This is a genomic window from Paenibacillus dendrobii (genome assembly GCF_009807035.1).
Lineage (GTDB): Bacteria > Bacillota > Bacilli > Paenibacillales > Paenibacillaceae > Paenibacillus_AQ > Paenibacillus_AQ dendrobii.
In genome coordinates this window covers 682,853-705,616 of record NZ_WUBI01000001.1, presented here as the reverse complement: position 1 = coordinate 705,616, position 22,764 = coordinate 682,853, and the positions used below count along the sequence as shown (strand labels likewise).

The 22,764-nt window shown below is 49.2% G+C and carries 19 protein-coding genes and 1 pseudogene; 17 read left to right on the top strand and 3 right to left on the bottom strand.

What is annotated here, in order from left to right; genetic code table 11:
• Positions 1-26 precede the first annotated feature (26 nt).
• The 10 genes from GRF59_RS03065 (at position 27) to GRF59_RS03020 (ending at position 9,232) form a co-directional block, all read left to right on the top strand.
• Positions 27-998 (top strand): hypothetical protein, encoded by a 972-nt coding sequence (locus GRF59_RS03065; protein WP_160496182.1) that lies wholly within the window; start codon positions 27-29, stop codon positions 996-998.
• A gap of 38 nt (positions 999-1,036) precedes the next feature.
• On the top strand, positions 1,037-1,753 hold the full coding sequence (locus GRF59_RS03060; protein ID WP_160496181.1) for a thioesterase II family protein: 717 nt from the start codon (positions 1,037-1,039) through the stop codon (positions 1,751-1,753).
• Positions 1,754-1,775: 22 nt separating this feature from the next.
• A complete protein-coding gene (fabD, locus tag GRF59_RS03055; protein ID WP_160496180.1) occupies positions 1,776-3,056 on the top strand; it encodes an ACP S-malonyltransferase in 1,281 nt (426 codons plus the stop codon).
• Positions 3,057-3,070: 14 nt separating this feature from the next.
• On the top strand, positions 3,071-4,459 hold the full coding sequence (locus GRF59_RS03050) for a M20/M25/M40 family metallo-hydrolase (RefSeq protein WP_160496179.1): 1,389 nt from the start codon (positions 3,071-3,073) through the stop codon (positions 4,457-4,459).
• Between the two features lie 529 nt (positions 4,460-4,988).
• Entirely contained in the window at positions 4,989-5,390 is a 402-nt protein-coding gene (locus tag GRF59_RS03045; protein ID WP_160496178.1) for an Rrf2 family transcriptional regulator, read from the top strand.
• A 143-nt stretch (positions 5,391-5,533) separates the two neighbouring features.
• The gene (locus GRF59_RS03040) at positions 5,534-6,004 is read left to right on the top strand and encodes a DinB family protein (protein ID WP_160496177.1); all 471 of its coding nucleotides are present in this window, start codon (positions 5,534-5,536) and stop codon (positions 6,002-6,004) included.
• A 341-nt stretch (positions 6,005-6,345) separates the two neighbouring features.
• Complete coding sequence (locus GRF59_RS03035; RefSeq protein ID WP_160496176.1) at positions 6,346-7,257, top strand: NAD(P)/FAD-dependent oxidoreductase; 912 nt, start codon at positions 6,346-6,348, stop codon at positions 7,255-7,257.
• A gap of 206 nt (positions 7,258-7,463) precedes the next feature.
• On the top strand, positions 7,464-7,796 hold the full coding sequence (locus GRF59_RS03030) for a winged helix-turn-helix transcriptional regulator (protein ID WP_160496175.1): 333 nt from the start codon (positions 7,464-7,466) through the stop codon (positions 7,794-7,796).
• 234 nt (positions 7,797-8,030) lie between these two features.
• A complete protein-coding gene (locus GRF59_RS03025; RefSeq protein WP_160496174.1) occupies positions 8,031-8,759 on the top strand; it encodes an NAD(P)-dependent oxidoreductase in 729 nt (242 codons plus the stop codon).
• A gap of 14 nt (positions 8,760-8,773) precedes the next feature.
• On the top strand, positions 8,774-9,232 hold the full coding sequence (locus GRF59_RS03020) for a DUF2269 family protein (protein WP_160496173.1): 459 nt from the start codon (positions 8,774-8,776) through the stop codon (positions 9,230-9,232).
• A 117-nt stretch (positions 9,233-9,349) separates the two neighbouring features.
• Here the strand turns inward: GRF59_RS03020 and GRF59_RS03015 are convergent, their stop codons facing one another.
• Complete coding sequence (locus tag GRF59_RS03015; protein ID WP_202128477.1) at positions 9,350-10,600, bottom strand: MFS transporter; 1,251 nt, start codon at positions 10,598-10,600, stop codon at positions 9,350-9,352.
• A gap of 244 nt (positions 10,601-10,844) precedes the next feature.
• Here GRF59_RS03015 and GRF59_RS03010 point away from each other — a divergent pair, with 244 nt between their 5' ends.
• On the top strand, positions 10,845-11,342 hold the full coding sequence (locus tag GRF59_RS03010; RefSeq protein ID WP_237391605.1) for a hypothetical protein: 498 nt from the start codon (positions 10,845-10,847) through the stop codon (positions 11,340-11,342).
• A gap of 794 nt (positions 11,343-12,136) precedes the next feature.
• On the opposite strand, the gene GRF59_RS03005 is transcribed toward GRF59_RS03010, so the two are convergent.
• Complete coding sequence (locus tag GRF59_RS03005) at positions 12,137-12,286, bottom strand: hypothetical protein (protein ID WP_160496172.1); 150 nt, start codon at positions 12,284-12,286, stop codon at positions 12,137-12,139.
• Between the two features lie 175 nt (positions 12,287-12,461).
• Between GRF59_RS03005 and GRF59_RS03000 the strand changes: the two genes are divergently transcribed.
• The 6 genes and pseudogenes from GRF59_RS03000 to GRF59_RS02975 all read left to right on the top strand — a co-directional run bounded on the left by GRF59_RS03000 (position 12,462) and on the right by GRF59_RS02975 (position 21,684).
• Positions 12,462-14,423 carry a putative thiazole-containing bacteriocin maturation protein gene (locus GRF59_RS03000; RefSeq protein WP_160496171.1) on the top strand — a complete coding sequence of 654 codons (1,962 nt, stop codon included), beginning with the start codon at positions 12,462-12,464 and terminating at the stop codon, positions 14,421-14,423.
• Positions 14,420-16,369, top strand: a complete 1,950-nt coding sequence (locus tag GRF59_RS02995; RefSeq protein ID WP_160496170.1) for a TOMM precursor leader peptide-binding protein — start codon at positions 14,420-14,422, stop codon at positions 16,367-16,369. Before GRF59_RS03000 ends, GRF59_RS02995 begins: the two co-directional genes overlap by 4 nt.
• A 43-nt stretch (positions 16,370-16,412) precedes the next feature.
• Positions 16,413-18,005, top strand: a complete 1,593-nt coding sequence (locus GRF59_RS02990; RefSeq protein ID WP_160496169.1) for a SagB family peptide dehydrogenase — start codon at positions 16,413-16,415, stop codon at positions 18,003-18,005.
• Between the two features lie 366 nt (positions 18,006-18,371).
• Positions 18,372-18,590 (top strand): annotated as a pseudogene (locus tag GRF59_RS30235) (phosphotransferase); the annotation flags it as partial.
• Between the two features lie 372 nt (positions 18,591-18,962).
• The gene (locus GRF59_RS02980; RefSeq protein ID WP_160496168.1) at positions 18,963-20,894 is read left to right on the top strand and encodes a fructose-1,6-bisphosphatase; all 1,932 of its coding nucleotides are present in this window, start codon (positions 18,963-18,965) and stop codon (positions 20,892-20,894) included.
• Positions 20,895-21,171: 277 nt separating this feature from the next.
• Positions 21,172-21,684 (top strand): DUF3189 family protein, encoded by a 513-nt coding sequence (locus GRF59_RS02975; protein ID WP_160496167.1) that lies wholly within the window; start codon positions 21,172-21,174, stop codon positions 21,682-21,684.
• 231 nt (positions 21,685-21,915) lie between these two features.
• Here GRF59_RS02975 and GRF59_RS02970 read toward each other — a convergent pair whose 3' ends face one another.
• Positions 21,916-22,761, bottom strand: a complete 846-nt coding sequence (locus tag GRF59_RS02970) for an SDR family oxidoreductase (RefSeq protein ID WP_160496166.1) — start codon at positions 22,759-22,761, stop codon at positions 21,916-21,918.
• Positions 22,762-22,764 lie beyond the last annotated feature (3 nt).

Sequence of the window (22,764 nt, the reverse complement as noted above, 5' to 3'; positions counted from 1 at the left end):
TTATGAGCCTAAGGAGGCGGCGAACGATGAAGCTGTCGATGAAAAGGAAACCGTTTAACGAGTTTTGGATGAACTGCATGCTGAACCAGGCGTTTTCTATTGCGGTGTCGGAGGAGCCCAGCTACAGAGATGCGGCGTATTTGAACATTTACCGTTACTATCCTTGGGAGGCTGCAACGGACAAGGACTTCCGCTATCCGACAATTGACACACTGTATTATATGGACGATCCGGCCAGATTCCCTCTGTCGCAGGTGATCCGCTATATCGAGCCCGGTCATTTCCGAAGCAAGGAGACGGTGCTGGAGGAAATCAGGGCGATGCTTGAGGGCGGACGCAACCTAAGCGTAAACGTCGATTTGTATGACTGGCTGCCGGGCAGCATGGCCTGGAAAAAGTTCCATTGGTATCATTATTCGATGTTTAACGGATACAACAAGGAGCGCGGCGTCTTCTACGTCATTGACGATACGCTTGCGGGATACGAGGAGCACGAGGTGCCGGAGGAAAGGCTGCTCAAGGCGTACGGTAACTCGGAATACAACGTGAACCCGGACTATTTGGGGCCTGCCTTCTACGTATACAATCTGCAGGAAAATATTCAGCCCTACAAATTGAAGTTGGCTGAAGTGGTGGAAAATGCGGAGCGGTTGGCGAGGGAGCTTAGCGAGTTCTCAATTGAGGGAATGTGGAATGTAGATTCCGACCCAGATAAGAAGCAAGCTCATTTAACCTATGGCCTTGTCGGCGTCAACATCATTTGCAACCGGCATATTGCCAACACGTCGCTGCTCCGCTCAATGCAGGAAAAGAAACTGATCGGTGAAGCACTACATGAGTCGCTGTCCTGTCAGCTTGGCGCAGTGAAGGGCGGATGGGATCTATTGAAAGACCGCTTTGTGACTGGGGACTTCGAACGCGGTAGAGAGCTGACGCTCGCGAACGATTTGTTCGAGAAAGAAAAAGCGTTCTGGTCCACGCTTGTCGCCGGCGCATAAAGACAGCTTGGTCAACATGTTACCGGGAGGCGGGCGTTATGACGATATCATTAATTTGTTTACCATATGCGGGAGGTTCTGCACAAGTGTACAAGCGCTGGACGAACCGGCTTCATCCTGGCGTGCGTCTGGTACCGGCTGAACTGGCAGGCAGAGGAAGCCGCATGGGTGAGCCGTTCTATGCGGACACGGCGGAGGCCGTGCGGGACTTGCTGCCGCTGGTGCTGGAGACGGCGCTTGGCTCCGATTCATATGCTTTATTCGGCCACAGTATGGGCAGCCTGCTTGTGTATGAGGTGCTGCATGCGCTGAGAGAGAAAGGATTCCCGCTGCCTGCGGCAGTCTTTCTCTCCGGCAGGGGGGCGCCGCATTGCGAGCAGGAGGAGGTTCGCCGGACCCATACGCTTCCCGATGACGAGTTCCTCGAAGAACTGAAACGGCTCGGCGGTATGCCGGACGAGCTGTTCCAGCATCGAGAGCTGCTGGATATGTTTATGCCAATCCTAAGAGCCGACTTCAAGCTTATCGGCGAATACGAGCATCGGATGCGGCCGCCGCTGCCGCTCCGGCTCACCATCTTGAGCGGCAAGGATGACGACTGCGTCAAAGGCCCTCTCGGTGAATGGGAGCGTTATGCGACGGGGGGCTGCGAACTGATGCTGTTTGAAGGTGGACATTTTTTCCTGGATGAGCGGGAACGCGATGTTGTAGCGGTGATAAACAAAATGCTGACCGAGGCGCCTGCCCCGATCTGACCCGTAAGGAGCGTGATGGAATATGCTGAACAAACATGCGATATGGTTTCCCGGTCAGGGCTCGCAGCGCGTCGGAATGGGAAAAGCGCTGAGCGAGCGGTATGCGGTTGTTAAAGCGACAATGGAGGAAGCGAACGAAGCGCTGGGCATGCATCTTGATAGCCTGATGCATGAAGGACCAATGACGGAACTGACTCGGACGGACAATGCTCAGCCCGCCATTCTTGCGCTTAGCGTGGCGATGTACCGCGTCTATAGCCAGGAATGGGGATATCTACCTGCGATGGCCGCCGGTCACAGCCTGGGCGAGATTACCGCTTTAACCTGCGCGGGGTCCATAAATTTCCCGGATGCGCTCAGACTCGTACATCGCCGCGGCGAGTTGATGCAAGGGGCTGCCGCTGCGGGGATCGGCGCGATGGCCGCCGTGAATGGTCTGAGTCCCGATACTGTTGCCAAAGTATGCTTGGAAACGAGCGCAGGCTGCACGGACGGAAGCCGTATCGTTGTGGTATCGAATATGAATTCAGAACGGCAAACGGTGATTTCGGGTTACAAAGAAGCCGTCCATGAAGCGTCCGAAAGATTGTCCGTCCATGGGGCCGAAGTCATTCCGCTGCAAGTGAGCGCGCCGTTTCATAGCCCGTTGATGGCTCCGGTGGCGGCGCAATTTACCGAAGAGTTGAACCGCGTCTCGTTTGGAGAAATGGATTTTCCCGTTGTTTCATCCTTAACAGGTCTGCCTTACGAGAATACGGCGGAGATCTCGGGTGTGCTGGCAAGGGGATTGACGGACCCTGTCAATTGGCCGGCAGTCCTTGCATTTCAGAAGAGCATTGGCATTACCGCTGCCGTGGAACTGGGTCCGGGCAATGTACTGAAACGGCTGGCTCCATCCTACGGACTGGACGTATTCGCTTTTGACGACAAGGAGGATGAGGCGCATCTGGTTGACGCAAGCCGGCAGACGGACGTTTATTCAATTGATCTACTTAATCGTTGCCTGGCTATCGCCACTTGCGTCCGCAACCGCAACTGGAACGCGGCCGAATATGAACAAGGCGTCGCTTCTCCGTACCGCATCGTGAAGCAGTTGGTCGAGCGACTGCGGGAGACGGGAGAGCAAGTGGCAGAGTCGCATGTTCGGCAAGCGCTGGCGATGCTGGAATCGGTGTTTCGCACCAAAGGCACGTCAGCCGAAGAGCAGGAACGACGGCTTGCAAGACTGCAGGGTGAGTTCGGACTGCGCAGCTTGCCAGGCGTTTCTCCTGCCGAACGCCCATATGCGGGCAGTCTATTATAGGAAGGAGCGGGGACATGGGTATCCGGGTGGCCAATGACGAGTTGGAACAGGATCAAGCCTGGCGCCCAGCGGAGCTGCCGTCTCCCGTGGAGATTTTGCAGGCATTGATCCGCTTCAATACAACAAATCCGCCGGGCGAGGAAGCCGCATGCATCATGTATATCCGGCAACTGCTTGAGGATGCGGGCATTGAGACGCAGATCTATGCGCTTGATCCTGCCCGGCCTAATCTGCTGGCCAGAATGAAGGGCAGCGGGGAGGCACCTCCGCTGCTGCTGTATGGGCATGTAGACGTTGTTGGCACAGACAAGCAAGCCTGGAGCCGCGACCCTTTCGGAGGCGACACCCATGATGGCTTCGTCTGGGGGCGGGGCGCTCTTGATATGAAAGGCGGCGTGGCAATGCTCGTATCGGCTTTCCTCCGCGCTCATGTCCGCAAGCTGCCGCTGAAGGGCGATCTCATTCTGGCGATGGTATGCGACGAGGAAGCAGGGGGCGAATACGGGGCTTCCTTCCTGGTAGAGCGACATGCCGATTATTTTGCTGGCGTTAAGTATGCACTCGGCGAATTCGGCGGCTTCGCGTTTCATGCGTTGGGGAAAACCTTTTATCCGATTATGGTGGCGGAGAAGCAGCTATGTTGGCTCAAAGCGACAATTCGAGGAGACGGAGGCCACGGTTCCATGGGCAATCCTGGAGCCGACAGTATGTCACAATTGGGGAACATGCTTCAATCGCTTAGCAGAAATAAACTGCCGATACATGCGACACCAGCAGCCCGGTTGATGATTGGAGGCATGGCCGCCTCACTGCCGCTGCTGCCGGCGCTGTTGTTGAGAGGTCTGCTGCGACCCCGGCTGGGCGGCCTCATCCTGAAGCTGCTAAGGGAAAAGGGCGAAACGTTCGCCCCGCTTCTGCGTAATACGGTCAGCGCGACCGTTGTTCGCGGCGGCGAGAAAATCAATGTTCATCCAAGCGAAATTACGGTCGAGCTGGACGGCCGAACGCTACCGGGCGTCACTCCGCAGCAATTTATGGACGAGCTGCGCCGATTCGCGATTCATGATTCAATCGGGCTGGAAGTGCTGCGCCATGACCCATGCGCCGCAGCTCCCGACATGGCGATGTTCGGTTTGCTGTCCGATGTGCTGAAAGAAGCGGATCAGGAGGCCGTTCCGGTTCCGATGCTGTTGCCTGGAGGAACGGACGGAAGATTGTTTGCGAGGCTCGGCATCCAAACCTACGGTTTCCTTCCAATGCCGCTGCCCAAGGACATGCAGTTTACCAAACTGATTCATGCGGCGGATGAACGGATTCCTATAGAAGCGATCGGTTTCGGCACGGATGCGATTTACCGGGTGCTAGAGCGGTACGGAGTGCAGACGTTATCAACGGATGGTTAGGGCAGCTTGCCATGCACATGCACATGCCGTTAACGTTGACTGATGCAAGGAACGTGCAAGTCGCACATAGAAGAAAAGCCCAGGTTCAGAGCGAATATCGCTGGGGACTGACCCATAGCATGAGACAAATCAATTGTAATTTACAAGTCTCGTTAACGAGCTCTTGATATTACTATACGTTACACAACATATGTGGACATCCGTTTTAGAAGACGGAATGGTCCACATTTTTTTGTGAAATCAACGTTATAGCAAGGGAAGAAATGTCTTCGTTTTTTCATGTGTATTGTCCAGAGGAAGTGAATATAAATTATCGACTTTTTGTGTTTGACGATATAAATGAAGGGTTTATTCTTCTGACGGAATATGACCACGACCAGATTAAAAGGATCAGTGAACGCTTCGTAATCGCTTATTTAACACATAAGTGAGCTGTACTTTACCGAGATAAGTACATGTATTATCCTTGACGTACAGAAACATAATAGCTATTATAGATATGTAAAGTCCTTGTTTGAGGTGATGATGAATGAAGTACTCAAAGGCTACCGATTATGCTCTCCATACAATGCTCTTTCTTACTGCGGCAACTCCGCAAAAACCGATGGGTGTAAAGCTGTTGGCAGAGCGACAAAATGTGTCTCCAACCTATTTGTCCAAAATACTGACCAAGTTGGTGAAGGCGGGCATGATTGAATCGATCACGGGTGTGAATGGTGGATATCGACTCAGACGAAATTGGGAAGATATATCGTTCCTAGATATTATTCATGCGATTGAAGGCTCAGCATCGATGTTCGATTGTAGTTTCGATCATGGACCAGGGTGCCCGATTCAAAAGGTGGTGTTATCGGCTGAAGAGAAGATGGAAGAACAGTTGAGAAATCAGAAAATGTCGGATCTTGTGCGGGAAGTGAATATAGTGATATAACACTTCTTTTTTAAGCCTATTAAAGATATCTAGTATCTTTAATAGCTTTGATATTGGTTTATAGCTGGAGAGTATGCATTCTGCTGGAGTCGGAAATAAAGCTGTAACTGTAGTCAAAACGGATAACAAAAGGAGAGCGAGAGATGGTTGAATTCAAAAGTCAGTATGAATTGATCCAACACACAAGGGAATCATTATTTCGTTTTTGCGAAACTTTGTCCCGCTCAGATTATGTTAAAGAAGTTGAAACCTTTGGCGGAGTTTCTATCCGCAGTCTACATGCTCATGTAGCCGATTGTTATCGGGTATGGTTGGGGAATCGAGCCCTTGGTAAATCACTTTCCATCATAAATCCAGAATCCGTTGACAATGTACAGGAAATGCGTGAAGTATTTAAAAAAACGGATGCCCTAGTTTATGAATTTTTGAATGAATTTAAAAACAAATGGGATCCTACCATTCAAGCATCCTGGCAGAGTGGCAGCTCAGAGTTAACCGAATTATGGCTATTTACGCACACCATCACACACGAATTTCATCATAGAGGACAAATTGTAAAAATGGGCAGGCAGCTCGGGTATATCCCGCCGAAAATGAACCTCGCTAAACCTTAGAGATTTTATGGAGATGCTTTCGGTAAGTTTGAGGCAACCTCTGAGGGCCTGAATACTCGATTCAAAAGGTGGTGATATCGGCAGAAGAGAAGATGAAGAATAATTAAGAAATCAGAAAATGTCGGATCTTATGCGGAAATTGAATTGCGGTAACGGATTATCGTTACATAACACTGCTTTTTTTATAGTTTAATTAAAGACAATCAATGCCTATAATATCTATAATATAGAATTATCTTGTTTGTCCGCAAAGTCAGAACGACAGAGAATACAGAATATAGCTTGCAGTTGCCGAAGACAGTTAGGGAGTTGTTGATCATACAGAGGAGGGTTAAACAATCATGAACAAAGTAGATGTAGCCATTATCGGCGGAGGTCCCGCCGGATTGAGCGCCGGACTTATGCTGGGACGCGCGAGGAAGCAGACGATTGTCATTGATGAGGGACGTCCCCGCAATGCCGTAACCCGGCAGGCGCACGGGTTTTTGACGCGGGACGGAATCAGCCCGGGTGAATTCCGTCGTATTGCGAAGGAGCAGCTGCGCGTCTATCCATCGGTTTCCCACTTGGAAGATACCGTTGTATCGATCATGCGCGGGGACGGATACTTCCTGCTGGAGACGGCCACGGGGATGAAGATCGCTAGCAAAAAGGTACTCTTTGCCGTTGGCATGAAGGATCGTAAGCTTGGCATTCCAGGATTGGCCGAGGTCTACGGGAAGAGCGCGTTTGTTTGCCCGTATTGCGATGGCTGGGAATTAAGGGATGAGCCGCTGGTTGTCATTAGCAAAGGAGCGGCACTCATGCATTTCGCTCCACTGTTGTCAGGGTGGACAGAGCGGTTTGTCGTTTGCACGAATGGACCTGATGAATTGAGCGAAGCTGAACGCGATGAATTGCGGGATCATCATATTCCGCTATTTGATACACCGATTCGTGCCGTCTTATCCAGCGAGGGTATGGTGAATCATGTTGCGCTTGAAGATGGGACAGAAATTCCGTGCACGGGAATCTTCTTTAAATCGGAACTGGTTCCGGGAACGGATTTGCCGCAGTCCCTAGGCTGCCACATATCGGATACGGGAGTAATTGCAGTCGACGATTTTGGAAAATCAAGTATCCCTGGCGTTTATGCAGCGGGTGACGCGTCCTCGCTAATGCATCAATCCATTGCCGCTGCCGCATCGGGGGCTGTAGCTGCGGCAGCAATAAATGGAGAATTAAATCAGGAAGCGTGGCAGAAAACCCAATAAATGCTCCAATCATTGGCTAGCGGCTCTGGATTCTGTCCAGAGCCGCTGTTTTTAAGAGAGGAAAATCATTATCCGTATACTCAAGCTAATTGATATCTTATCCTTTTTTTGTTTCAATGATTGACTTGATTGTAGCGCTATCGTAAAATTTTGTTATGTTAATTTTAGGTAATGCACTTACTTAAAAGTAAAGGGATGATTCATTAATGATTCATCAGCGTGAATGTCCGGTTGAGACACTCATCCATGTTTTAGGTGGCAAATGGAAGCCCATGATTTTATGGCTTTTGATTGAATCCTCAAAGCGATTCAACGATCTGGAAAAGCTTATACCTGATGTTTCGCAAAAAATGCTTTCACAACATCTCCGGGATTTGGAACGAGAAGGCATCGTCGATCGAACGGTCTACCCTACGGTACCTCCAAAAGTAGAATATTCCCTTAGCGAATACGGCAAAACATTGATTCCTGTCGCAGAAGTCATGTGTGCTTGGGGAGAAAATCACAATAAGCGGAAATATGAAGAGCCTGCGTCATAAAGCGGGTTCAATGAACTTGAACACGAATTCAATCAACTCAAAACAAAAGCTGCCACGGGATTCCGGGCAGCTTTTGTTTACCTATAGTCGCACTCCTGATCTGTATGATCGGGTTTGATTGCTTACTTTTAAGTAAGTACCCTACTTTAAAGTGCGTTCTTAACATCCTTTTGTAGCGATGCTAAGCTTGAGCTAACCAAATACTGGGTTTTAAATCAAGAGGAGGAAAGAACAATGAAAATTATTGTTTTTGGGGCGACGGGGAATACAGGGAAAAGAGTTTTGGTACAAGGAATTAGCATGGGGCATGAAATGACCGCATTTGTGCGAAATGCTGAGAAGCTTAAGGAGCAACTAGGTGAGCATTCCGCAAAGCATGTGAAGGTGATCGTGGACGATATGATGGACCCGGTGAGCGTTGGTGAGGCACTCGCGCATCAAGACGCCGCTATTATTGCAGCCGGCCATGCGGGCCAGGGAGAAGAATTTGTTCGTATCAACGAAAACATCATACGCCAATGTGAACTGCAGTCCAGTTTCGCTGGGCGGGTATGGATGATGGGAGGAGCCGGCCTGTTAAATATTCCGTATACCGATCTTATCGGCAACAATTTACCGGGCTTCCCACCTGAGTATATAAATCACAACCGCAATTACGAAAGGCTGCAACAGACTGGGCTCGATTGGTCCATGATGTGTCCGGGAACCATGATGGATTCGAGAGAGCATCCGGATCCGGTTCACCTGCATGTAACAACGGAAATTTTGCCCGTTCCAATTTCGGAGACGATCAAGAAATATTCCGAGGCAGAAATAGCCGGTCACTTGTTCAGCCGACTTTCAGAGCTGAATATTACTTATGAGGATGTCGCCATGTGTATGCTTAACCATCTTGCGCTCGGAGGAGCATTTAAAAGAAAAAGGGTTGGTCTAGCCTATCAAAGCCATATTACGGTGCGCTGAGAAGGAGAGGGATCATGGGTTTATTCGGATTACTGCTTGTTTTGCATATCCTGGCTTCGATCGCCATCATTGGCCCCGCTTTCGTGATGCCCATCATTCGCAGATCAGCAAGAACCGTCGGCCAATTGAACTTTGCATTTGGAATGACGACCAAGCTTGCCATCATGCCTAAAATTGGCGGAGTTGTACTTATTTTAACCGGGGTTTGGCTGATGATCATAACCAAGATGGGGTTATCCCAAATGTGGCTCAATATATCCATCCTTTTATCGCTGCTTATGGTTGTCATGATCGACGGATGGATCGAGCCGCGTATGAAAAAGATCATCAAGATTATATCTGAGAGTCCAGACCAGGATAATGGAATACCCGCCGAGTTCAGACATCTGATAAAAAAGATCGTACCCATTGAGACGGCAACACAGCTGCTGATGATTGCCATATTGGTGCTTATGGTCGTTAAGCCATTTTAAAGAAATTAGATCTTAATTTCGTGCACTTTCGCTCGAGCCTTACCTGAACAGTAATAAGTTCAAGCAGCAGAGCAGCGCTTCATCAAGAAGCACCGAGCTGCTGCTTTTTCATTAAAGTTATTGCGAATGGGTATCGCCCTTAGGATCGATTTTCAGTGGAGTGGAACGTCCCTCTTTGATGTTAAGTGCCAGAATCACGCACAACACAAGCAGTCCCAGCATCAAATAGACCGAGTTGATCCACGAATCACTGTCCCCTTTTACTAGCTGCATAGCCAGTATGACTAGCACGCCTCCCAGGTTGCCGGTCAGCATAATCAATCCCGTCGCCTCTCCGGCATGCTGCTCACCGGCCAGACGTTCCGTATGCGACAGCAGCAAAGCGTAACCGGGAAGGAAGATAAATCCGAGTACAGCGCCCAAAATGAGCAGAAGCATATATTGATCCATAGTACATATCAAATAGACAAGCACAATGGAGATCAGGCAGCTAATCCAAAGGAAAGGCTTCATCGTACCAAGTTTATCGGATATACCTGGAATGATGCTCGCACCAACGATACCTCCTATGATCAGCACACCCCCGATCAAGCCTGCTCCTTCGGCATTAATGCCGTTAGGCCTTAGAATCGGCTCAAGCCATGAGGTCAGGCCGTTAAAGAAGCCGAGTGCGAGTAGCGCAATGATCGAGATCAAGAGGAGCTGCCGATTGCGCAGCAGCGGAATATAATCTCGCCAGCTGATACCGCCGGATTCACTCGTCATCTGTTCATTCAGCTTATTTTGCAGATTTGGATAAGCTACAAGCGCAAAGAACACTGCCGACACAATCGTGATCCCCGCAAAAATGACCATTGTCATTTGAAGTCTTATCGCATCTACAAGCATCGGTGTACCTGCAAGCGCTAATGCCATGCCTGCGAACATGCCAACGGTTCCCACTCCGGTCGCCATTGCCTGCTGCTTTTGACCGAACCAATCGACCACCAGCTTGGAAATCCCGTTTATCACATACGGCTGTCCAATAGCAATCCCAATCTGCCCAATCAGCAGCCACATAAAACTGTAATCCATAATCCGAACACAGGCGAATATAGCCATAAGTAAGCCGCCGATTCCGATCCCGAACCGATAGCCCTTGCGGTCAATGATAATTCCGGCATGGATGGAAAGAAGCACATAAATGAGCGGAAAAACAATCAGCAGCCAGTTGATATCCGATTCCGTCACATGATAAGTGGTTTCCAGCGTCGTAATTAAGGGAGCAAAATTAAGCCAGAGCATTTGGCTGATTCCTGCAAGTATGGTAAAGCTGATTAATACAGTGTAGCGATTGGTAAAACGATGTTGCTTGGCAATTGTGTTCAACTTCAGTCCCCCCCTCAGTCCCCCTATGAATTATTATTATGACAATATTTTGACCTTTATTTGAATATTCCTATTCGGATGTAAAACAGTCTCATCCTGTGGCTATCTTACGATGGTCAAAATATATACTGATATGGCGTAGAGAAAACATGCCGTTATATTTCTCAATAGAAACTGACAAAAAAGTATCCGAACATTATAATTGTTATATCTATCCAATAGCATCACAGACCAGGAGGACGGCATGCAATTTCAACCAATGTTTGATGATGGGGAATTATTTGTACCGAAAATCGAATTAAATATGACATCGAACCCATCAATTGGCATTATAACGGACTTGAAGCGAAAGCAGCTTTTAATGAATCAATTAGTGAATCAATCCCAATATTATATATTCCGAGCTGGGCAAAGCGAGTATATGCGTTTAACGGTGGAAGAGCTCATCACGTTTCTAATCCAAGTAACGGAAAGAAATGAGCGTGTCACTTTTTTAATGGATTATTTTGCTATAAAAGAAGAACGGAAGGTGAAAATCAAGGATCTAAGCTCCTCAAAAAGAATGTATGTGACCTTGCTTCGAGTCTTTTTTGCCCATCAGCCTATACTTGTATTGGAGGAGCCCTACTTCCACTCGGACGTATATTATCAACGATCAATACATCCAGAATATGCGCAGCTCATGGAACGCAGTGACCGTATTTGCTTTTTGGATTCGCAAGATTGCGAGGCCGATATTTAGGCTATCAAAATATTGATGCAGCGCAGCTATTTCGAGGATGATCGGGACGAATACGAGCGAACGCTTGATTCAAATGGGTATCAACACTTAGTTGTTGAAAGTGGAGAATATGTATCAGTCCGCTGATCTACGGTGACTTTGTGTGCTCTGATAATACGAAACGTCATTCCAGTTGAAGGCATTTTTAGCTCTCTTGGTGTGACACCTGTCTAATGACCCCAATATAATACCATTAAGAAAAGCACTAAAGCCTGATTCTCCGGGCTTTTTTTATTTTATATGGCGGTGTCAGTGGGGGACGACATGAATACGATACTGGTCATTCCTTCGGGTGATAAACCGAGATCTACTGGTGTCACCAATAGTCTCAATTATGGTCATGACAAGTAGAGGTGGAACTCTAAAGCCCTCCGGATCAAGTCCCACGGTCGGTTACGTTCACCCCGGCTGCCAGAAGCAGTCTGCGGGATTCTTTTTATTAGGTAGGCACATGTCATAGGAACACTAGTGGATCCAAATTCATAAATTATCTAGTCGAGAAGGGCGGATGGGCTTGTAAGCCGAACATATCCAGATCTAAACATTCTCGTATAACGATTGTCCCACAGGGAAACGAATGATACGGAGGGTATAAAATGAACGATTTCCAGAAGGATCTGCAAAACTTGAATGTCGGTCAGTTCAATTCGACGGGGATTACGCCTACGTCGGGGCAGAATCAGAACGGTCCGGGGGATCCCCGTTTATGTGTTGGTATTTGCTTTTTTTGCGCCGGCTTTTGCGGCGGGTTTTGTTCATGCAGCAGCTGCTTCCGCTGCAGTAGCTGCTTCAACTGCGCCCGCTGCAGTAGCTGCGCACGTTGTGGAAGCTGCGCTCGCTGCCGTTGAGTACCGAAAAGCACGCTTGGCGATCCGCAAAACGGTATGCCCCTGCAGATGTCTCATCTTGCAGGGGCTGTTCCTTTTTTGGTTTTAGGTATGACGGACAAAACACTCTACATAACTTAAAAATGAGGGAAACCGAAGGTCTGCGTACAATGCGGTTTTTTTCGAGAAAAAACGTAGTTTATACTTACGAATCGGTTTTGCCTCCGGCAAAACCTTAAGGAGGAATAAAAACTTGAACCCTACTATGCGTCTAAAAGTGAAAGGGGATACGTTCTTTCTCCCCGATTCAAATGGAGGCGTCTATTTTCGCAACAATACGGGTTCGTTCCGAATGGAAGGCGATATGGTCGATCTGTGGATCGAAAAATTGATGCCCATGTGGAATGGGGATTATTCCATGGCGGATCTGACGGACGGGCTGCCGGAACCGCACAGGGTGCGGGTTTATGAAATCGCGGAGGTACTGCTGAGCAACGGCTTTGCCCGAGATGCCAGCCAAGACCGCCCGCACAGCCTTCCGGAAGCGATTGAACGGAAATATGCCGCACAGATCGAATTTCTGGACAGCTTTGGCGGTTCGGGCGCGCACCGCTTTCAGACCTATCGCCAGGCTAATCCAATCGCGGTCGGTTCCGGTCCAATATTTGTCTCGCTCGTTGCGGCTTTGTTGGAATCTGGATTGCCCCGGTTTCGCATGCTGATTACTAATCGGACGACCACGGATCGCCAGCGGATCTCCGAGCTGACGGCGACCGCGCGTCTATCGGACCTCGAAATCGAGGTCGAGGAGGTCTTTCCGTCGAATGACGGCCTCCCCGATTGGCCAGAGGTCGTGCGGCTGGTGGATTCCGTTCTCTACGTCGCTCAGGATGACGATCCCGGAGAGCTGCGAGCGCTTCATGCGGCCTGCAGGGACGCGAAGAAGCTGCTGCTGCCAGCCATCTATTTACCGCAGATGGGCATAGCAGGGCCGTTGGTGCACCCGGATTCGGACGTCTGCTTCGAATCCGCTTGGCGCAGAATTCACCGAACCGCACTTGGCGATGCGGATCGGCCGACCGCCGTCTCCACTACGTCGGAAGCCATGCTCGCGAATGTCGTCGTATTCGAATGGCTTAAGAACGTTTCGGGGACGACGGCTTCGGAATTGAACGGAAAGCTGTTCCTGCTGAATCCGGAGACATTAGAAGGTGAGTGGCATTCGTTACTTCCCCATCCGCTGGTCAGGGGTCTTCGTCCGGCCGAGCCTACGGATCCATTCGCCCTTCCAATTGATCAGCATACGGAACGGCTAGAAGCAGATCGTCTCCTCTCCTATTTCAATCATTTGACCTCGGCGGAGACCGGTATTTTCCACCGTTGGGAGGAAGGGGACTTGAAGCAGCTTCCGCTCTCGCAGTGTCGAGTGCAGGCAGTCGACCCGCTGTCGGAAGGTCCCGCCGAGCTGCTGCCACAGATCGTCTGTTCGGGGATGACACACCATGAAGCCAGAAAGGAAGCGGGCTTGGCCGGCATCGAGGCTTACGTGTCGCGACTGGCCGGAGTTCTGAAGGAGGCTAGACCTGCGCAGCCGGATACCGCAAGTCCGATCGAGTCGCAGTCATATGAATATGTAGGGATCGGAGCAGGAGAGACCGTAGCGGAAGCGGTCTTCCGCGGACTGCGGAAATGTCTGTTCGAGGAGCTGAAAAGTCGTTCCGAATCCAGCCTGCCCTCCGTTTATCCAGTCAAGTTAAGCAAGGTTGAGGATGACATTTGTCGCTATTGCTTGCGCACATTGACTACGATGCGGGACGCCCCGATCATCGGTCTGGGGCAAGAAGAAGCAGCGGGTTTTCCGGTCGTCTGGGTCGGTACGAACGGGTACTGGTACGGCGGGGTCGGATTCAACCGCACGATGGCGCTGCGAGAAGCCCTTTGCCAGGCACTGATGAGGACTCAAAACGATGTGTTGGACATCCAAGACCAAATCCTGGAGCGCTCTTCGGTCAGAGTGGAAGATGCTTTGCCGCAGAACCTGACGATTCCAAGCTTCGATCAGTCAGAATACAGCTTAACGCTGCAATCCGTCCGGCAGATTCTAAAATTGAATCGTAAGCGGATCACGGTCGTTGACTTGTCGTTAGAACCGTTTATGCAAGAAGAACTGGCAGGCGTGTTTGGCGTGTCGCTGCGAGAGGAGGAGACGCTTTGAGCGCGATCGTAACGGTCATTGGGGAAGGACAACTCGCGGATTTGGTAAGCAAGTTATTATCTGCCGATGACCGCTATCGGCTGTTACGGCAGGAGAGCATGGATTCTGGAGAGACGGCAATGGAAGACTTGGCGCTGGTGTTGAACGATGCTTGGGATCCTTCCATTCATCTTGCGGCGGAGGAACGGTTCCGACAGTCGGGAACGCCCTGGCTGCGCGGGTTTGTTGCATTCGGAGAGGCGATTGTCGGTCCGTTGGTTCGTCCGGAGGGGCAAGGATGCTCGCAATGCGCGGATACCCGGTTTCTGTTGGCGGGAAGTGACCGCAGGGAATCATGGGAACTACAGCAGATGCTGGCGTCGCATGGGGGGATCGCCCGGGACACTTGGGCGTCTCAAACGGGATTATTGCAGGTGGCGCACGTTGTCGCGGCAGAAGCCGTTAAGGTACTGTCGGGCGGCCAGCCGGAAATTGAAAGCCGGATGTACTTGATCAATCTGCGTACGATGAAAAGCTCATCGCACTTCTTCCTGCCCGATCCGCTATGTCCGATCTGCGGCCGATTGCCGGAAGACGATGCAGAGACGGCACGTGTTGCGCTGCAACCAAGCCCGAAAATCACCGTCGAAACGTATCGCAGCCGTTCGATGGATGAGCTGAAGGATGTTTTGGCTAATGAATATTTAGATGCCAGGACCGGTTTTCTAAACGGGAAAATGGTTGACCTTGTTTCCCCATTCGCCGATGCAAGTATCAATTTGCCCTTGTTTGGCGGAGATGAAGCTTGTGCAGGCCGGACCCACTCCTATGCGGACAGCGAAATGACGGCCATCCTGGAGGGACTGGAACGTTATTGCGGTCTGTCGCCCCGCGGCAAACGATCCGTCGTTCATGACAGTTTCCGCAATGTGAAGGCCCAAGCGCTCGATCCTCTCAGCGTAGGCGTCCATACGAAGGAACAGTATGAACGCGCAGACTTCCCTTTCAAGCCATTCGATCCTGAGCGGCCGATCGATTGGGTATGGGGTTATTCGTTCCTGCAGCAGCGTCCGATTCTCGTACCGGAGCTGTTGGCTTATTACAGTTCGGGCTGCGGTCACGGATTCGTCTACGAAACGTCTAATGGCTGCGCGCTGGGTGGCAGTCTAGAGGAAGCAATCTTCTACGGGTTGCTGGAAGTGGTGGAGCGCGACTCCTTCCTCATGACCTGGTATGCGCGGCTGCCCCTGCCGCGCCTGGATCACCGTTCGGTCCAGGACCGGGAATTGCGATGGATGACGGATCGTCTAGAGGCCGTGGCGGGCTATAACGTGCATTTGTATAATTCGACAATGGAGCACGGCATACCGAGCGTGTGGGCGCTTGCGAAAAACAAGAAAGAGCGGGGTGTGAACCTCATCTGCGCGGCGGGCGCCCATCCGGATCCGATCCGTGCTGCAAAGAGCGCGATCCACGAGGTGGCGGGCATGCTGCTCACAGTCAGCGAGAAATTCGAGGAAAACCGTCAGCAGTATGAACGGATGCTTCTCGATCCGTACCAGGTCGTTCAGATGGAGGACCACTCCATGCTGTACGGGTTGAAACAGGCGGAGGAACGGCTCGATTTTCTGCTTAATGATAATCGTCCGATGCAAACGTTTGCCGAAGCGTTTGAACCGAGAGGGTGGAACGCCGATCTGACCGATGATCTGAAGGCCATGCTGCATGTTTTTCGCCAATTGAATCTGGAAGTGATCGTGGTGGACCAGACGACTCCGGAGACGCGTCGCAACGGACTGCATTGCGTGAAAGTACTTATTCCTGGCATGCTGCCGATGACGTTCGGGCAGCATCTCATCCGTTTGACGGGACTAGATAGAGTGCTCAGGGTCCCTGCGGAGCTGTCTTATTCGCTGGAGCCCTTGTCGCCTGAGCAGCTTAATCCATTTCCGCACCCGTTCCCATAAATACGGCTATGGGGCGACGCGGTTGAAGACAAGGAGGAACGCGATGAGTCTTATGAATTTGGACGTTTTTCTTCACCTTTTGCAATATGATCCGGATAAGGTCAAGCCCTTGGATTGGGAGACGGATTGGGGTGACGCGCCGCTTCCTTACAAGCTTTATCGCGGCTTGCCAATGTTTCCTCTATCCAGAGAAGTGCCGGCAACGCTCGAAGGCAGGGAAACGACCGGTGCGCCTTGCCTTCGCGATATCGGACATTTCCTTTACTATGTATTCGGCCTTACGCAATTGACCCAATCCGTCATGCCAGGGGATACATCGGAAGAACCGGGAGGCGTCTTGCAGATGTGCCGGCGCTTCGTTCCTTCCGGAGGGGGGCTATATCCGAGCGAACTGTATCTCTATCTGAAGCTTGATGAATTGCCTGCCGGCGTATACCATTACGATGCGGCGCATCATCGGCTGGTGTTGCTGCGCGAAGGAAATTACGACGACTATTTAGCGAGGTCGCTCGGGAATCGCCGCGACACGAATGGTTGCTTCGGAGCCGCGTTCGTGTCTACGGTTTACTGGAAAAATTTTTACAAATACAATAATTTTGCCTACCGGCTTCAAGGGCTAGATGCCGGCATTGTGATCGGACAGCTGCTCGAAATGGCGAAACGAATCGGATTTTCGTCTAGCGTGCATTTTCAATTTCTCGATCAAGCCGTCAATCATATGCTCGGACTATCGGAACAAGAGGAGAGTGTGTACGCGGTTATCCCGTTATCGACAGAGACAGCGATCCGGTGGATGGAAAGCGGAAACGAGGTTGAGGACATGGTTTCCGCTTCCGAGCTGTGCCAGGAGTTGCCGCCAGTCAAGCATGATCACTATGTCAGGTCACGGAGGATAGCTGATTATCCGATGCTCCTTCGGATGAGCGAAGCGTCCCGACTGGATTCGGCGCGATTGTTTCGAGAGATCCGGAAGGATGAACAAGCAATCCCGGATCAAACGCGCGCACTGCCTCTGCCGCATGTAGACCGCTTGTCGTATGATTTGGCGACGGTTTGCCGCAACCGGTTCTCGCCCGAGACTGAATTTATTTGGAAGCCGATCGGTCTCTCCCGGATTGCCGCTCTGCTTCGGGAAGCGACGGCTTCCTTCTCGTATCACAATGACCTGGATGGCCCGCAGGAGCAGCCGGAACCCCGTGTTTGCCTTTATGGCTGTTTTTACGGGGTCGATAACGTTCCGGATGGCGCTTATCGGTATGATGGCGCCGCACATGTACTGCAGTCAGTTTGTCTTGGGGATCAACGGCAACGGATGCAGGAGGGAATGTCGCTTTCCAATATCAATTTGTTTCAAGTGCCGCTCGCCTTTCATGTGGCAGGGAAGAGGAGTTTCTTTCAATCGCAGCTCGGCAAGCGCGGATACCGCATACAGCAAATGGAGGCCGGGATGCTTGTGCACCGATTATTGCTAGCAGCATCCGCCCTTGGTATGGGAGGGCGTCCGCTTCTTGGGTTTGACGCCAATTCCAGCGATGCGCTTTATCGGACGGTTTCCCGTGATGAAACAGGGCTGATTTTTATTCCAGTCGGTCCTTATCGTCAACGATTGCGTTTGGCGGGCAGTTTGAGCCGTTGAAATAAAAAAATCATCGCTAACGACATGGACTCAAACGGTCATGTCGTCAGCGATAAAACCCGCTCTTTCAAGAAAAGGAGCCGGACTATTCAGCGCCAAAGAACCGCTTTATAACCGGATTGTAGAATGCAAATTTGTGGGATATAAGAAAGAACAGTTACATCTTTCACCGAACGGGGAAAGACAAATTTAAAGCAAATAAAAACAGCGGCCGACAAGTAATTGGCTGCTGTTTTTTGTTGTACTTAGAATCCATTTCATAATGGATGGGACAACTTATTCAAAACATCCTGTTTAGAGAAAGATGTATCTGATGAATGCTACAACAGATCGTTAGCTTACTCTACCTACAATGAACCATCTCGTTATTTTATTCACGGTGATTTCCACCAAAACAACATTTTATCTGATGGGCAACGAATAACCGGAGTCATTGATAGCAATGGAAAATATGGAGATTTTCTTATCGATCTTGCAACTTTAAAGTGGCACATAAAGACCCACTTGAATCTCGATGTGGTCCCAATATATCTGAAATATCAGCAAGAAATAGGTATTGAATACCGAATTTTAAAGAGAGATTAATTGGGGCTAAATATTATAATGAATTGATAGGGTTACGTTTTTTTTCCGTTGGCAATCTTGGCTTTTACTGATGGAGCTACTATGGATCAGATCTTTAATATCTGGTTATTTATGTAGTCTTGTATGCCTGAACGAAAAAGGAAATGAACCACCAAAATATTCTTCAGGAGCTCAGGCTATCTCTCGCTGCTCAGCAGCACAGGGATTCATTTTAAGGATCATATCATTTACTTCGTTGCGGCCGATCAATCGCACACCGTAGCTTACTTCTATATAATCTCGTTTTTGATACCACCACATAAATAATTTTGTTTTTTTTGTTAACTATACAGTTTATACATTGCCATATTTCCTTGAAGGGGGACATCTGTCTTGGATGCGCAATTTCTAGATTTATTGGCCCAGAAGTATGATACGGAAGAAAAAGTCGTAACCGAAATTATCAACCTTGAAGCGATCTCCAATCTCCCCAAGGGAACAGAGCATTTTGTCAGTGATTTGCATGGGGAGTTCCAGGCTTTTCAGCATGTACTAAGAAACGGTTCGGGTACCGTAAAAGAGAAAATCAAAGATTTGTTCCGTGAGGTTTGGACGGATAATGAGATCAATGATTTTGCGGCGTTAGTTTATTATCCGGAGGAAAAAATACAGCTGGTTAAAGGAGACCTGTGCAATAAACAAGCTTTGAACCGGTGGTATAGACAAACAATTGAACAAATGCTTAAGCTCATTTCTTATGCCTCTTCCAAATATACGCGCTCGAAATTGCGTAAAGCTCTGCCGGAGCAGTTCGTATATATTGTAGAAGAGCTTCTATACAAGACGGATCCGACCAACAATAAGGATCCTTATTATGAGGAAATATACCGGCAAATTATCTCCTTGGGCCAGGCGGACAAGCTCATTATCGGCCTTGCTTATACGACCCAGCGCCTGGTAGTTGACCATCTACATGTGGTCGGAGATATCTATGACCGCGGGCCGGACCCCGATAAAATTATGGACACGCTGATCAACTACCATTCTGTAGACATCCAGTGGGGGAACCATGATGTCCTGTGGATAGGTGCCTATGCGGGTTCCCAGGTCTGCCTTGCGAATATTATCCGGATCTGCGCCAGATACGACAATCTTGACATCATCGAAGACGTATACGGAATCAACCTTCGCCCACTGCTGAACTTGGCGGAGAAATACTACGATGACAATCCGGCCTTCAGACCGAAGCTGCAAGCTGGCCATAACGTATCTGCGCAGGAAATCCTGCAGATAACCAAAATTCATCAAGCCATTGCCATGATCCAGTTTAAGCTTGAAATCCCGATTATCAAGAGACGTCCTTACTTTCATATGTCTGAAAGGCTTTTGCTTGAGCGGATCGATTACGACAACAATGAAATCCGGATCGGCGGAAAAACGTACCCGCTGGAAAACACCTGTTTCAGAACCGTCAATCCGCAGCAGCCTGAACAATTGCTGGAGGAAGAACAGCAGGTGATGGAAAAGCTGCTGTTCTCCGTTCAGCATTCCGAAAAGCTGGCCAGACATATGAATTTTTTGATGAAAAAGGGCAGCCTTTATTTAAAATACAACGGGAATTTGTTAATCCACGGTTGTATTCCTTTGGATGAAGAAGGAAACATGGAAGCAATGCAGATTGAAGACAAGACCTATTCGGGCCGTCAGCTGCTCGATGTCTTTGAATATTATTTGCGTTATGCCTTTGCGCATCCGGAAGAGACGGATGATCTGGCTACGGATATGGTATGGTACATCTGGACTGGGGAATGTTCCTCGCTCTTTGGAAAGAGAGAAATGACCACATTTGAACGGTACTTTATCCTCGATAAAGAAACCCATAGGGAGAGAAAGAACCCTTACTACCATTTGCGTGAAAATGAGGAGATCTGCCGAAAAATCCTGATGGAATTTGATATGAATCCGGATCATGGACATATCATCAACGGCCATACACCAGTTAAAGAAATTCGCGGAGAGAACCCTGTTAAAGCAAATGGGAAAATGGTCGTCATAGACGGTGGATTTTCCAAAGCCTATCAATCCACAACAGGCATCGCCGGATATACTTTGTTGTATAATTCCTTTGGCATGCAGCTCGTCGCCCATAAGAAATTTAATTCAAAAGAAGATGTGTTATGTAACGGAACGGACGTATTGTCTGTAAAAAGACTGGTGGACAAAGAACTGGAGCGGAAGCTGGTGAGGGAAACCAATGTCGGGGAGAAGCTGCTGCAGAAAATCTCAAATTTGAAGAATCTCCTGGAATATCGCTACATGAAATGATACAGCTGTAAGGGGTGACCGTTTCCAAGTCCCGCAATCAAGAACATAAATATTTAAAAGTCGCACAATTGCGGCTTTTTTTGTTTTAACAATAGATGTTTTGTCAAAAGTGAATCACAAGAACTTTGTGTACAGGGGAAATGACGTCCCTATTGGCTCTATGGAGCCGTTCCTCTCGGCAACATCCAGTTTAATAAGAGCTAAAAAATCATCATCCGAATTGAAACTAAAATGAATGACAATAATAGCTATAGATAAACATATAAAGGATGATATCATGATTTATATCTATAATGACTACGGTGGGACACATACAACAGCTCTTGCAGCTGCTTATCATCTAAAAGAAATTACCCAATCAGAACGTAAACTAACTAAAGAAGAAATATTAAATGTTAAGTATTTCAATAAATTAACTAAAGATGATTCGGGAAAAATCATTTTTCACGGGATAGACGAACATGGAGATTCGGTATATACACTAGGACGAAAATCCTCCAAGCTTGTTGTTCCGGCATTAAAGAATTTTAGCTTGTTACTACAAAGTAAACAGCATTTTCAAGAAAAAATAATATTTTCTAATACATCACCCACGGTACCGTTCGTCATGTCAATTGGGGGGTTCTTATCAAGAGGATTAAAAATCGATTCCATAGGTGTTCCGTTATTAATTATGGGTGCTAAACAATGCTGCGATAACATTTTTAAGTTGGTTGAACATACGAAACGAACAGGGAAGTCCTCTAATGAGGAAAACGTTATTATTTTGGAAAATGAAATATATAAATAAAATACGTATCATCACAAGCGCCCATAAGCGTTTTTATTTTGCCCGTGAAGTTGATGTCATGCGCGCAAACAAAGAGTCTAATGACACAAATGAACCCCATTAAGAAAAGCAACACAGCCTGATTCTCTGGGCTTTTTTTTATTTTATGTGGTTTGATTCGTGTCATTAGAAAATGTTAAAAGGGCATCCCCGTTCATTTGAGAAGGGTACTATTTTGGAAAAATTCCTTTTTTATGCAAAATAATGTCCTTTTTCGAGATCGGCGATCAATCCGGGCTGTATCGGTTTCCAACCTAGACGTTCCCGTGTTGCCAGACTCGCTTGCGTAGTGTTGTACAAGCTTGTGATGTCTAACGCCGCAATGGCGCCAAGAAAGCCGAAATGAGAGGTTGCTTCTTCAGGCGTTATGCTGACTGCCGGCACCTTCAATTGCCGTCCGATAACAGCGGCGATCTCGCGGAGCGGAATGCCTTCATCGCCGGCGCCAAGCAACCGTGAGCCCGCCGGGGCGGATTCCAGCGCCAGACGGTACAGAATCGCTGCATCCAGGCGGTGAACCGCTGGCCAGCGGTTTGTTCCGTCGCCGATGTAGGCAGCGAAGCCCTTCGCCCGGGCGATGTTGATCATCATTGGCACGAAGCCCTTATCGCCTTCGCCGTGCACGGACGGTGCAAGCGAGACGATCGATGTCCGAATACCCCGCTCAGCCATTGAGAGCACGGCTTGATCCACGGTATGTCCATTAGCGTGAGCCGTGGTAATGAACGGCTTCCCGGAGCCTTCGAGTGCCGCTCCCATGGCTTGGGCGGCCCGCAAATCCAGAGCCAGCGCACCTTCAAAGTCGGAAAAATCGTTGGTGAACGCCAGATGAATCACGCCGTCCGCTGCCGCGGCGGCACTGCTTAGAGTATCAAGATCGTCCAGCGTGCCGTACAGGACTTTGGCTCCCGTCGCCTTTAATCCCGCTGCTTTCTCTTCCGAACGGCAAAGACCCGACACGGAATGTCCCGCGCCGATCAGTTCCCGGACGACCGCGGAACCGACATAGCCTGTTGCTCCTGTAACAAAAACATGCATATT

What these genes read in the sequence shown, in the direction of transcription:
- GRF59_RS03025 (WP_160496174.1), top strand. Translation starts at nt 8,031, where the DNA reads ATGAAAATTATTGTTTTTGGGGCGACGGGGAATACAGGGAAAAGAGTT.
- GRF59_RS03020 (WP_160496173.1), top strand. Translation starts at nt 8,774, where the DNA reads ATGGGTTTATTCGGATTACTGCTTGTTTTGCATATCCTGGCTTCGATC.
- GRF59_RS03065 (WP_160496182.1), top strand. Translation starts at nt 27, where the DNA reads ATGAAGCTGTCGATGAAAAGGAAACCGTTTAACGAGTTTTGGATGAAC.
- GRF59_RS02970 (WP_160496166.1), bottom strand. Translation starts at nt 22,761, where the DNA reads ATGCATGTTTTTGTTACAGGAGCAACAGGCTATGTCGGTTCCGCGGTC.
- GRF59_RS02975 (WP_160496167.1), top strand. Translation starts at nt 21,172, where the DNA reads ATGATTTATATCTATAATGACTACGGTGGGACACATACAACAGCTCTT.
- GRF59_RS03005 (WP_160496172.1), bottom strand. Translation starts at nt 12,286, where the DNA reads ATGAGACATCTGCAGGGGCATACCGTTTTGCGGATCGCCAAGCGTGCT.
- GRF59_RS03040 (WP_160496177.1), top strand. Translation starts at nt 5,534, where the DNA reads ATGGTTGAATTCAAAAGTCAGTATGAATTGATCCAACACACAAGGGAA.
- GRF59_RS03045 (WP_160496178.1), top strand. Translation starts at nt 4,989, where the DNA reads ATGAAGTACTCAAAGGCTACCGATTATGCTCTCCATACAATGCTCTTT.
- GRF59_RS02990 (WP_160496169.1), top strand. Translation starts at nt 16,413, where the DNA reads ATGAGTCTTATGAATTTGGACGTTTTTCTTCACCTTTTGCAATATGAT.
- GRF59_RS03060 (WP_160496181.1), top strand. Translation starts at nt 1,037, where the DNA reads ATGACGATATCATTAATTTGTTTACCATATGCGGGAGGTTCTGCACAA.
- GRF59_RS03035 (WP_160496176.1), top strand. Translation starts at nt 6,346, where the DNA reads ATGAACAAAGTAGATGTAGCCATTATCGGCGGAGGTCCCGCCGGATTG.
- GRF59_RS03050 (WP_160496179.1), top strand. Translation starts at nt 3,071, where the DNA reads ATGGGTATCCGGGTGGCCAATGACGAGTTGGAACAGGATCAAGCCTGG.
- GRF59_RS03030 (WP_160496175.1), top strand. Translation starts at nt 7,464, where the DNA reads ATGATTCATCAGCGTGAATGTCCGGTTGAGACACTCATCCATGTTTTA.
- GRF59_RS03010 (WP_237391605.1), top strand. Translation starts at nt 10,845, where the DNA reads ATGCAATTTCAACCAATGTTTGATGATGGGGAATTATTTGTACCGAAA.
- fabD (WP_160496180.1), top strand. Translation starts at nt 1,776, where the DNA reads ATGCTGAACAAACATGCGATATGGTTTCCCGGTCAGGGCTCGCAGCGC.